This is a genomic window from Shewanella sp. M16, assembly GCF_018224605.1.
Classification (GTDB): Bacteria; Pseudomonadota; Gammaproteobacteria; order Enterobacterales; family Shewanellaceae; genus Shewanella; species Shewanella oncorhynchi.
Map to the genome: position 1 here is coordinate 150574 of NZ_JAGTUL010000005.1, position 12482 is coordinate 163055.

Consider the following 12482-nt stretch of genomic DNA (forward strand, 5'->3'; position numbering starts at 1 on the left):
TTGAAGTGACCTACAGGTGTTGTCAGTTATGACCCAAAAAAAGAACCCAATAAATACAAGACAATCGAAGCAGATAGCGGGTGCTCTCGCATTAGCCAGTTGTGGACTGTTTGCAACAAGTGGCCATGCGACTGAATTATCTAAAAAAGCTGACGACTGGAAGATCGATGCTGCGTTAATGTATTACGGTGAGCAAGATAGAGTACAAGCCATCGAAGCTATAGGCACAGCACAAAAAGCCTTTGGCGATGACAGTGTGCTGGATCTCAAACTCGTGGTTGACAGTCTAACGGGTCCTTCAGCATCGGGCGCTGTGGCCCAAAGTACCAGCCAAACGTTTACTCGACCATCAGGTAATGGGCAATATCATGTTTCAGCGGGGGAAACGCCGTTAGATGACACTTTTCACGATACTCGCGTACAAGCCAATGTCGGTTGGAGTGAAGTGCTAACACCAGATTGGAAACTCAATGTTGGCGCATATGGCTCGAAAGAGTTTGATTATATGTCAATGGGCATCAATGCCGGAATTGAGCGAGGGTTCAATAAAGACAACACCACTTTATTTTTAGGTACGGCTTATAGTTTCGATGTGGTTGACCCCGTTGGCGGTCGTCCGGTGGATTTATCTTCGATGGTCATTCGCGATAACTTCACCAGTGAGGAAGCTTATCGCAGCGCATTCGATGCGACCCGTCAAGGTGGCAGTGATAATAAGCAGACCGCGGATGTGATGTTAGGTATCACCCAAGTGCTTAGTCAGCGCTGGTTGTTGCAGGCCAATTACGGCTTGTCGAGTGTGAATGGCTATTTAACTGATCCCTACAAGGTGCTCAGTGTGGTGGATAACAACGGCATTACTCAGGATTTATTGTATGAGAGCCGCCCCGATTCGCGCTTGAAGCACAGTTTTTACGTGATGACCAAAGGCGCATTAGATGCGGGTGTGGTGGATTTTTCCTATCGTTATAATACCGATGACTGGGACCTCACATCGCATACCTTAGAAACCCATTATCGGTATTACTTTACCGGCAATTTCTATGGTCAATTACATCTGCGCTATTACCAACAAACTGCGGCTAACTTCTATCAACCTTTCTTGACGGCTGATACGCCACTGCCAGAGTTTGCCAGTGCCGATTATCGTATCGGTGATATGTCGGCTTATACGATTGGGGTTAAATTTGGCCATAGATTATCGGGCGGTCATGAAATGTCGTATCGCTTAGAGTATTACCAACAGGATCCGAAAAATAACGGCGCTACAATTCCTGGAGAGCTGCAAAACTTCGATCTGTTTCCGACTCAGAAGGCAATTACAGCACAGTTTAGTTATTCTTTTTAATACGAAATAATGCTACTGGCTCAGATAGCAAGGCGTTAAACTGTATGGGTAGCTTAGCTACCCATACTCAATTTACCCCTGAACTTATTCAATCGGAATCCCAGTGGGATGCCATGTGAAGAGGTGATTTATGATGTCGACATCGTCCCTAAAGACCGCACCTTATTCGTTGCAGCGCCGTGATTGGGGTTATGTGGGCGAATTTAGGGCCATGGCGAGTCCCTGTGAAATACTCATTGGGTGCGATCAATTTGATATTGCAGACGATATGTTGGACATGGCTGTCACTGAGGCGCTGCGTATCGAACATAAGTACAGTCGCTTTATTGCGCAGAATTGTCTGTGGCAATTAAACCATGCCAATGGTCATAAGCAGCTTATCGATGAAGAAACCTGGCAGTTATTGGCTTTTGCTAAACAATGTTTTCAGCTCAGTGATGGACTCTTTGATATTTCTGCTGGGCCGTTAATGGAACTGTGGCGCTTTGATCCCAAAGCCCAATTGCCCGAACATGGCCGCATACTTGCCGCGAAAGCCTTAGTGGGGTTTGAGCGTATCGAGTTTGATTCGCGTCATATTGAGATGCCAACAGGTATGAAATTGGATTTTGGTGGTATCGCAAAAGAATATGCGGTCGACAGAGTCGCCTATGAGTTAGCCGAATGCTATCCAGACATTCCAGTGTTAGTGAATTTTGGCGGTGATATCGCTTGTCCCGTGTCTAAAGTGACGCCATGGCAAGTGGGAATTGAAGACCCACGACACCTCGATCACGCTGCGAGTGTACTAGCGATTAGTCAGGGTGCATTAGCGACCAGTGGCGATACGCGGCGATTTTTTGAAGTCGATGGAAAGCGTTACGGCCATATTGTCGACCCACGCACTGGCTATCCCGTTATCCATGCGCCGCGCTCTGTGACTGTGTTAGGGCCAAACTGCGTGACTGCAGGTATGCTCGCCACTATGGCTATGCTGCAGGGGCGAGACGCGGAAGATTTTTTACAGCAACAAGGTGTTAAGTTCAGTATTTTCCGTTAGGGCTCAGTTAAGGACATTGAATGCGTATTATGTTGGTTGAAGACAATGAGTTATTAGCCCAAGGGATTTGCTTGAGTTTGGCAAAGCTGGGCATGCAAGTTGATCACCTTAATAGTTATCAGCAAGCCTTGCTGGGGGTTAAAAATGAAAGCTTCAGTGCCATAGTACTCGATCTGGGATTGCCTGACGGTAATGGTAAAGAGTTGCTTAAAGCTTGGCGTCAGCAGGGCGTGTCAATTCCCACAATAGTCCTGACCGCTAATACGGATTTTGACACTAAGCTCGAATGTTTAGACATGGGCGCCGATGATTATCTCGGTAAACCTTTTGATGTGCGTGAATTAGCCGCGCGTATTCGTGCTATCGTCAGACGTCAGTATGGGCTCGATCACAACATTTTGATTATTGGTGCTTTGTGTATCGATTTAAATACCCGTGAAGTGACCTTTCGCGATCAAAATGTGCTGCTTTCACGGCGTGAATTTCAATTACTGCTCGAACTCGCTCAGTCGGCAGGGCGTGTATTGACCCGCAGTCAGTTAGAACAGTTAACCTATGGCTGGGATGAAGTCGGCAGTAATTCAATAGAAGTGCATATCCACCATCTGCGCAAAAAACTTGCCAATGAATTAATCAAAACCGTGCGTGGAATAGGCTATACCTTGATTGAAATAAATTAATTTGAAGAGTTAAATGACAAGCTCCACGTTTGTGGGTACTGATAACGCAGTGATGACTTGAAGCATAGTCGTTAGGAAAAAGAAGTGATTCGATTAAAGGGGCTAGATGTGTATTCACTGCGTTTGGTACTGACATTATTAATTTTGTCAGGTATTTCAGTATCCGTCGCTGTGTCTAGTTGGTTGAGTACTCGGGATTCTAAGCATCAAATAGAAGAACTCTTCGATGCGCAAATGCTCCAAACCGCTAAAATGTTGGAGTTGTTCTATCATACTGAGCCCAATGCAACAGCTCAGGATCTCGTCATACCCCAAGTGCTCCACGTTCCCGATAGCCAGATCAGTTCCTTTGCCGAAAAGGCCGATGCGCTGAAACTGGCCTATGAGCATAAATTGGCGTTTCAAATCTGGAGTGAGGCGGGTGAAGCCTTAGTTTTATCGGATAATATTGGTCATCAACCTATCAGTCGATTCGTACAGGGTTATCATAAGAAAGTGTTCGAAGGAGAACTCTGGCATGTGTTCAGTTTTTTTTCGGTTAAAAATCATGTTTGGATTGTCACTGCTCAACAGGATGAAGTACGCCAAGAGCTTGTATCGCAAATCATGCATAATGCCGTTATCGTGCCCTTGATGGTAGTGCCTTTAACATTAATTATTGTTAGCTTCTTGTTTTATCTCTTGTTTCGGCCATTAAAAACCTTTGAAAGAGAATTAATTGGACGGGCGCCCAACGATTTGACCCCGTTGACTATGTCATTGCCTAAAGAATTAGTTCCTGTTCGGCGCGCATTGAACTTATATATCAATAGTATCGCGCGATTTATCGCCCGTGAGCGTCGTTTTAGCGCCGATGCGGCCCATGAGCTTAAAACGCCATTATCTGTGATTAAATTACATCAACATGGCTTAGAGAGTCTGATTGATGATGATCCGCAGCAGAAATTCCATTTAGCTGCGATAGATGCTGGCGTCGTGCACATGAGTCATACCGTTGAACAATTACTCGTATTAGCAAGGGTGGACTCGATTAATGAGCTTAATGTGTCATCCCACGCCATTTTGCCTATGGTCGAAGATGCGCTTAATCAATTAATGCCACAAATCACCGATTATGAATGGAATATCGATATCGCATCCAATCTAACGGTGACCTGTGATCGTTTTTATTTGCTACTTGTACTGAAGAATATTATCGAAAATGCCTGTAAATACAGCCCACAGGAATCGGAAATTTCAGTGTCGGCCCATGCTTTGGATGATGAAATCTGTATTTGTGTCGCTGATCGAGGCCAAGGCATGACAGAGCCGCAGATTGCCAATGCGACAGAACGTTTTTATCGTGTGAATGAAAATGAAGGCATAGGCGCGGGATTAGGTTTGTCTATCTGCTATCACATCATAGAATTGCACCAAGGTCGTTTAGTGATTGCGCCTAGGGATCAAGGTGGATTATCTGTGACACTTTTTTTGCCAAAATAGTTCAGGCAATGAAATGTTAAAATAGATCCGCAGTTTCAGTGACATCAGCTCAGTTGTTTTGATACATTTAAGCGGGTAAAATTTTGAATTTTCCTGCTGTCTTAGTGTTAATCCTTAGGCTTACCAACGGATTGATTCGCTTATTGTGATATTTCATCTAAGATCATCAACACTTAGTTGAGGCGTAAAAAGGCTCATTTTACTTTCAATAATGTAGCATTTGGATCACTTAATTTGTTTTTGTAACTTTGAAAACAGAAATAAGCATGATAATGTTATTTTAATATTCATTTTTGGTATAAGCTTATTCTCAAATAGTATTGTGTAGAAGGGGTTAACTGCATCTTTATTTATGAGTTTTTTTCTCCTTCTGATATCTTTCGCGATATGTAAGCAACTGTTTTTTTTCATCCCTAAATCAGAGTGAAAAAAATTCACTGTATACATAAAAAACATTGATTTCTTAGTTTATTTTTTAGGTTACCTATCTATGGTTAGCTTGTTGCGTTGCCCATCGTCCAAACCTTATTCGTCACTCATATGTTCACTGACGCTAGGCGCTGTAGTCGCCCTGTCTGGTGTCGCGTACGCTGAAGAGACAAAACCCGCCGAGGCAGTTCCTGTGGTTACTCCACCGAAAGTGATTTCTCAGCCCAGTACAAAAAATCAAATCAGATTCACTAAGACAGGCGCTTTTGATAGCGAAACTGTCGTGAAGATTGCAAAACGTTTGGCAGCGAAACCTTATGTGACCCTCAAAGATCCTTTGCCAGCTGGCCTTGCTAAACTGTCATACGATGAGTACAGAGATATTCGTTTTAACCCGACTGCGTCTATTTGGCGTGATCAGGGTGTGCCATTTCAAATGCAAATGTTCCACCGTGGTTTCTATTTTCAAGATCTGATCGAGATTGCGATTGTAGAAGGTCAGAATGCAACGCACTTAGCCTATGAGCCTAAATATTTCACCGCAGGTGAAGTGATTACTCAAGCGCTACCAAATGATGACATTGGCTACTCAGGATTCCGTATTCATAACCAATTGAATACGAACGGTGTATTTGACGAGCTTATGGTATTCCAAGGTGCGAGTTATTTTCGTGCTTTAGGTAAAGGTAACGCCTATGGCTTATCTTCCCGCGGTTTGGCGTTAAAAACGGCTGACGCTGAAGGGGAAGAATTCCCGATATTTCGCGCCTTCTGGGTTGAGCGTCCACACAATGACAGCAACTTGATTGTTGTGCATGCCTTGTTAGATAGCCCAAGCGTAGCAGGTGCCTATACTTTCTCTGTCCGTCCCGGTGATAACACCTTGATTGATGTAGAAGCGACACTGTTTCCTCGAGTTGAGCTGAGCAAAGTCGGTTTAGCACCAAGCACTAGCATGTTCTTACATTCACTCAATGGTCGTCACGACACCGATGATTTTAGACCTGAAGTACATGATTCTGATGGTTTATTGATGTTAAATGGTCGTGGTGAGCATTTATGGCGCCCATTGGCTAATCCACGTCAGTTACAAGTCAGTGCGTTTTCTGACAACTCGCCTCAGGGATTTGGTCTGATCCAACGTGAGCGTGACTATGCGTCATATCAAGATTTAGAAGCCCATTACGAACGTCGCCCAAGCCTATGGATTGAGCCTGTGGGTAATTGGGGGCAAGGTTCAGTGGTGTTGACTGAAATTCCGACAGAGTCTGAAATTCATGACAACATTGTTAGTTATTGGAAACCACGTCAGCCTATTCCTGCTGGCGGTGAATTTCATTTTGCCTATCGCATGAGTTGGGGTGAAGAACCTGCTGCGAAAGTCGGTGCCGTACATATTTCTCGCTCTGCCAGTGGTCGTGCCGATATTGCTAAGGCGACTCCAAGACGTTTATTTGTGGTCGACTATCAAGTTGAAGGTCCGATGACAGATGAAATGCCAGTCGCTAAAGTTGAAGCTTCTGGTGGTGTGGTCACGAATGTGGTGATTGCCCGTAATGCCGCTAAAAATGGCTATCGCTTAGCTTTTGAATTAGAGCCAGAAGATAAAGATCTTATCGAACTGCGCGCTGAACTTAAGTTCCCAACTCCTCGTCAGGTTGAAACCTGGCTCTATCGCTGGACGCTGTAAGGTTCATGACGGAGCAACATGATATGACTGTATCCGATAACTCGGTACTCGAGACGGAAGTCCTCGTGGGTGGTAGTGCTATGCCAAATGAACGGCCTGGCGCTATGGAACCCCAAAATTTAAGTAAGATGCCAGTGGGATTCCCTCGCCGTAGCACTGTGGCTGATGGGGTACGCTCGCGTACCTACCGTCGTGTGTTTGTGGTGGGTGGGGCTTTATTATTATCTTTGTTTGCTATCTATGAAATGGGGGCGGTATTTAGCATTGGCGGAATTACTCCTCTGGAATATTTAGTGCTAGTGCTGTTTGCGGTTAACTTCTGCTGGATTGCTTTGGCGTTTTGTAGCGGTATTGCAGGTTTTTTAATTTTACTGCGAAAACCGCGGGCAAAAGATTTGCAAGTGACTGAACTGCATACGCGAACCGCGATTTTGATGCCGACCTATAACGAATCTCCTGATAGGGTATTCTCGGCGGTTTCAGTGATGGCTGAAACCTTGTCGCAAACGGGTCACGGTCATGCTTTTGATTGGTTTATCTTAAGTGATACTACTGATCCCGATATTGCTTTACTCGAAGAGCAGGCGTTTCTGGTGTTACGTCAAGAAACCCATAAGCATTCGCGGGTGTATTACCGTCGCCGTCGTAAAAACGTCGCCCGTAAAGCGGGTAACGTAGCCGATTTTTGCCGTCGTTGGGGGTCGCGTTATGATCACTTGTTAGTGCTTGATGCCGACAGTTTGATGGAGTCTTCAACCATCACTGGCTTAGCTCAGCGCATGCAGGCCGATCCTGATGCGGGTTTGATCCAAACGATTCCGTCGTTGATCAATGGCACCACTTTAATGGCCCGTTTACAGCAATTTGCGGCGCGTATTTATGGTCCGGTAATTGGTACCGGGTTAGGCTGGTGGGTACAAAAAGAAGGTAACTTCTGGGGCCACAACGCCATTATCCGCACCGAAGCCTTTATGACCGCAGCGGGATTACCCAACCTTAAGGGTAAGCCACCTTTTGGTGGTCATATCATGAGCCATGACTTTGTTGAAGCTGCGCTGATCCGCCGTGCGGGCTGGAGTGTGGTTATTGCTTATGATTTACCGGGTTCATACGAAGAATGTCCACCGTCGATTATCGACTTAGCCGTGCGTGATCGCCGCTGGTGCCAAGGTAACTTGCAGCATTCGCGTATTTTGCCGACTAAAGGTTTGCACTGGGTAAGCCGTTTACATTTACTGACGGGTATCATGGCTTATTTGTCATCTCCTTTCTGGTTGATGTTGATTTTGACCGGTTTGATGTTGGCTTTGCAGGCACACTTTATTCGACCTGAATATTTCACCGATCAATTTTCACTGTTCCCGACTTGGCCCATCATGGACTCGGATAGGGCATTAAGATTGTTCTACATTACTATGGGGGTTTTGTTTGGCCCTAAAGTATTTGGTGTCTTGTTGCTGCTTAAAGACGGTGAGTTTGCTCGCAGTGTTGGTGGTCGAATTAAAGCGATATTCAGTGTGATCTTTGAGGTCATACTTTCAGCGCTGATTGCACCTATCATGATGTTTATCCATTGTGGTGCTGTGATGTCAATTCTGATGGGGCGGGACAGTGGTTGGTCGCCGCAACGTCGTGATGACGGCAGTATGCCTTGGATGACGTTAATCTATCGTCACCGCTGGCATATGCTGGCAGGTGTGATGTTAGGTTATGCGGCAATTTTGGATTCTTTGACTTTGTTAGCTTGGATGAGTCCGGCGTTGATCGGTCTGTGGATTGCTGTGCCAATTTCGGCATGGACAGGTTCAGTCAAAATTGGCGAAGTGTTCAAGCGTGCCGGTATTCTTGCAACACCAGAAGAACGTAACCCTGCGCAAATTTGTCTGCAAGCGCAAGAAGCGCGCGCCGCTTACCAAAGACACATTGCTGAGCCTTGGACCTTAGCACAGGTACTTAAAGACCCTGCGTTGATGGAATTGCATTTAGCCATGGTGGATAAACAGCCTTTGCGTGCTGCGGGTACACCAATTGAAGCGATGGAAGCCATAGTGCATGTGAAGGTGCATGAAGCTCGTTGTCAACAGAGCGCATTAGCTTTACTCAATCGTCAAGAAATGGCGATGGTGTTGGCAAATCCTTTGATGTTACGTAGCCTACAGAAATTACCAGAGCAATTTGTCGAAGAAGATCTGGTGTCTTTTTGCTAACGAACACTTGATCAGCATATTTATGCGAGTTTGTTTGATATCAATGCCACTGACGATCTCAGTGGCATTTTTCTTTTCATTATCTGGAGTTAACCCCTAGTAATTAATTGATCTCCATGGAATAGTCATATCATAGTGTTGTTGATTGATATACCCGCTGGCTCTCAGGTGACCTTAAAAATAGCTAAGGGAGTATTTATGATATTGAAAAAGATCATTCGCTATTTGCCCCCATCCATGCGTGTAACGCTAAACGTGAGAGAACTCAAATTGATAGAGCAGGAGTTCCACATCGCGAACTTGAAAGCATTGCAGATTAACCCTATGCCGACGAGGCGTAATCTCGCGCAACTATTACTCAGCCTTTATTTCTGTATTCCAATAATTTTAGTGCCAAAGGTAAGTGCAACTGATGGCGCTCAATCCTTAACATCAAATTCGAGTATTGCTGCACAGCCAAATCTTGAGGGTAAAGCTGAAGATCTTACTGCTGTGCTGCCGCTTGCGGCCTTAGTGCCACAGGTGATGCTATTGGATCTCGCGGGCGTTAATCCGGTATTTGGCCAGCATTATCGTGACTTAACGCTTTCTCCTAATACCTTATCTACTGCTGATTTAGTACGAATCCAAGCTGATGTTACCGGTTACTGGCATTATGTGATGACATCCGTTGAATGTAACAACGCTGGTGCCCCAGAGACGGTTTCATCCGTTATTCCAGAGGATCCCCAATATCAAAGGGTGCTTAAGCAAATCGCTCATTTAGTGCAATTGGACACAATTGAACCATGGGAAACTTTAGTGCTAGATGAAAAGTTAACCTTAGGAATGAGTCATCAAATCGTTGATACCATAGCAAAGCGTGTGTGGATATTGGGAGACTTAGCCACTGAGTTTAGAGTGAATCAAGTTTATACCGAAGAACTTATGATTGGCATTAAGCGCTTTCAGCAAAGGCATGGGCTAAAACAGGACGGGGTGATAGGTAAGCAGACCTTATTTTGGGTGAACCAATCGCCAAGGGCGAGGGCGGTATTATTAGCTAAAAACACTATTCGACAAAGAGTGTTTGAACGTAAATTAGAGCCGAGTTATTTGCTGATTAATGTGCCCGCTTTTGAGATGACGTTGGTCGATAATGGTACGCCAGTGTTAAGTTCCAAGGTCATTGTGGGTAAATCTTCTCGGCAAACCCCGATTTTGGACAGTCAGATTTCTAGCGTGGTGCTTAACCCTAGTTGGCGAGTGCCTAGCAGCATTTTACGGCGGGACATTCTGCCGCAAATTCAGCGAAATGGTCATTATCTTAATGAACGTCAATTTGATGTATACGATTATAACGGTCAACGGGTGCAACGCATGCCAGAGGAATGGCAGGCCTTAGCCAGCGCTTCGTTTCCCTATCAGCTTGTACAACGCCCTGGGGCGAAGAATGCATTAGGTAAATATAAGTTTCACTTTGATAACAGTTTCAGTGTCTATTTACATGGAACTTCTGAGCCAAGTCTCTTTAAAAAGGACGATAGGGCACTATCATCTGGGTGTATTCGTATTGAAAAAGCCACTGAATTAGCCCAGTGGTTTAAAGAGCATTTAGTAAAAGACAAACGTTTATGGGACAAGTTAGCCCCTGGTATTACTGAACCTCAGTGGTTTTCACTTTCCGAAAAGTTACCCGTGCATCTGGTTTACTGGACTGCATGGTTAGACGATAGTGGGCAGGAGCAATACCGTCGCGATATTTATCATTTGGAACCTGAGCTGACGAATGCTGTGCCTGCCACGGTTTTGGAACAACATTAACGTTTTTGTGCTGTAAAGCTGAGCAAGATAAGCATCTGAACTCGCTTGGCATTTTGAAATCCTGCTCAGAAGGGGGTTGGCAAAACTTGATCTTAGGGCTTATTCAGTATAATTTGCCTTACTAGTGACCAAAAAGCATACAAAAGGTGATCATGTGACTTTAATATGTCCTGCCCGTAGGCAGTTATTGTTAGGCCTTAGTGGTGTGGCATTATGTTCCTTTATTCCCTCAAAAGCAGTTGCCAGCCGTTCAACCAAAGGGATCCGCGAGTTAAGTTTGTTTAATCGTCATACTGGCGAGCGCGATGACGGTAGTTATTGGGTAGATGGTCATTATCAGAGCAAGGTGTTAGACAATTTTAATCATTTGCTGCGGGATCATCGTCAGAATGTGGCAGCGCCTATGGATAAGCGCTTATTTGATTTACTCCACTCGCTCAAAACAACCTTGAATACCAACGATGAAATCCATGTGATTTCCGGTTACCGTTCACCAAAAACTAATGCCATGCTCGTGAGCCACAGTGGCGGAGTTGCTAAGAAGAGTTATCACATGCGCGGCATGGCGATGGACATAGCGATCCCTAGCGTTAAACTAAAAACCCTCAGAGAAGCGGCTTTATCCCTGAAACTCGGTGGTGTGGGTTATTATCCTAATTCTGGTTTTGTGCACGTCGATTGTGGTCCGGTAAGGCACTGGTAGCAATGATCTGTTGTTGGATCTGCTGATAAAAATCTTGTTCCAAAGCTTGCGATTCGATCAAGTAATGTCTGAGCAGCGGGATAAATTGTTGATTGAGTTTGTTCATTTCTCTATGTTGTTGCCAATCACAGATCAATAGGCTGAGACGTTGTGAAAATTGATATTGTCTTTGCCTCTGCGACTCAATATCGACGGACTCAATAATTTGCATAAGTAAGATCAAGCTGCGGTTTTTTTGTTGGGTGCAGGCAAGCAATTCTAAGAATTTTAATTCGAGGGTATTTTGCTGATAAGGAACGGTTTCGATAAGAGAGACGAGTTCACGGGCCAGTTGGCATGAAAGTCTATTTTCTTGTTGTAACTGGTATAGCGCATGACGCATTTTTTGACACAGCAGTTATCGAAATTTGCCCGAGCTTAACAGGCTTCTCAATTTCCCAGTGTGATCTAGATCTCGTGTTTTTTGTTTGAGATCAAAGCCTTTTCTCTGCCGTAACAGCCAAGATACAAGTTCCTCAATTTGATAAATAGCGGTCTGTTTTGCTAACGCTGACGCCGATAAATAGAGGGCTTGCGGTATTCTTGTGCGCCTTGGGTATCTATGTTAGTATTCGCGCGCTTTATATGAGCCGTCATTGGTCGAAAATGCCGGCAACTTTTTACTCTAAATTTAAGTGAGAAACACATGTCTTACACTATCCAAGCACAAACCCGCACTGAAATAGGGAAAGGTTCGAGCCGCCGCCTACGCCATGCTGGTAAAGTACCTGCTGTTATTTATGGCCAAGGCAAAGAGCCAGTTTCTATTGTTTTTGATCACAAAGATATCATTAACATTCAAGCTAATGCTGACTTCTACACTTCTACTCTGACTATCGTTGTTGATGGTAAAGAAGTGGGTGTTCGTGCACAAGCTATGCAACGCCACGTGTTCAAGCCAATCATTGAACATGTTGACTTCGTTTACGCTTAATTGTCGTAACTGAAGCAAAAAGCGCCTAAGGGCGCTTTTTTTGTGGCTGATTTTTAGTTGTTTGTATTTATGGGTAGACACTTAGGCTTTACCCAAACAACCTCAACATACTGTAACTCGTATTTTGA

At 44.6% G+C, this 12482-nt stretch carries 10 protein-coding genes; 9 read left to right on the plus strand and 1 reads right to left on the minus strand.

Features of this window, described 5'->3' with window-relative positions:
- The first annotated feature begins 28 nt into the window (after window positions 1-28).
- The 8 genes from KFE26_RS05210 (at window position 29) to KFE26_RS05245 (ending at window position 11381) form a co-directional block, all read left to right on the plus strand.
- Entirely contained in the window at window positions 29-1348 is a 1320-nt protein-coding gene (locus KFE26_RS05210) for a DUF3570 domain-containing protein (RefSeq protein ID WP_173245241.1), read from the plus strand.
- Window positions 1349-1478: 130 nt separating this feature from the next.
- Complete coding sequence (locus KFE26_RS05215) at window positions 1479-2387, plus strand: FAD:protein FMN transferase (protein ID WP_173245239.1); 909 nt, start codon at window positions 1479-1481, stop codon at window positions 2385-2387.
- Between the two features lie 20 nt (window positions 2388-2407).
- Complete coding sequence (locus tag KFE26_RS05220; protein WP_173245236.1) at window positions 2408-3067, plus strand: response regulator transcription factor; 660 nt, start codon at window positions 2408-2410, stop codon at window positions 3065-3067.
- Window positions 3068-3151: 84 nt separating this feature from the next.
- Entirely contained in the window at window positions 3152-4549 is a 1398-nt protein-coding gene (locus KFE26_RS05225; RefSeq protein WP_173245233.1) for an ATP-binding protein, read from the plus strand.
- A 490-nt stretch (window positions 4550-5039) separates the two neighbouring features.
- On the plus strand, window positions 5040-6668 hold the full coding sequence (locus KFE26_RS05230; RefSeq protein ID WP_049821716.1) for a glucan biosynthesis protein G: 1629 nt from the start codon (window positions 5040-5042) through the stop codon (window positions 6666-6668).
- A 23-nt stretch (window positions 6669-6691) separates the two neighbouring features.
- Window positions 6692-8875 carry a glucans biosynthesis glucosyltransferase MdoH gene (gene mdoH, locus KFE26_RS05235; RefSeq protein WP_173245230.1) on the plus strand — a complete coding sequence of 728 codons (2184 nt, stop codon included), beginning with the start codon at window positions 6692-6694 and terminating at the stop codon, window positions 8873-8875.
- A 324-nt stretch (window positions 8876-9199) separates the two neighbouring features.
- Complete coding sequence (locus KFE26_RS05240) at window positions 9200-10678, plus strand: L,D-transpeptidase family protein (protein WP_173248646.1); 1479 nt, start codon at window positions 9200-9202, stop codon at window positions 10676-10678.
- 154 nt (window positions 10679-10832) lie between these two features.
- Window positions 10833-11381, plus strand: coding sequence for a DUF882 domain-containing protein (locus KFE26_RS05245; protein ID WP_028760165.1), 549 nt, complete (start codon window positions 10833-10835; stop codon window positions 11379-11381).
- On the opposite strand, the gene KFE26_RS05250 is transcribed toward KFE26_RS05245, so the two are convergent.
- Complete coding sequence (locus KFE26_RS05250) at window positions 11332-11763, minus strand: hypothetical protein (RefSeq protein WP_028760164.1); 432 nt, start codon at window positions 11761-11763, stop codon at window positions 11332-11334. The genes KFE26_RS05245 and KFE26_RS05250 overlap by 50 nt on opposite strands.
- A 303-nt stretch (window positions 11764-12066) precedes the next feature.
- Here KFE26_RS05250 and rplY point away from each other — a divergent pair, with 303 nt between their 5' ends.
- Window positions 12067-12354 (plus strand): 50S ribosomal protein L25, encoded by a 288-nt coding sequence (gene rplY, locus KFE26_RS05255; RefSeq protein WP_028760163.1) that lies wholly within the window; start codon window positions 12067-12069, stop codon window positions 12352-12354.
- Window positions 12355-12482: the final 128 nt, after the last annotated feature.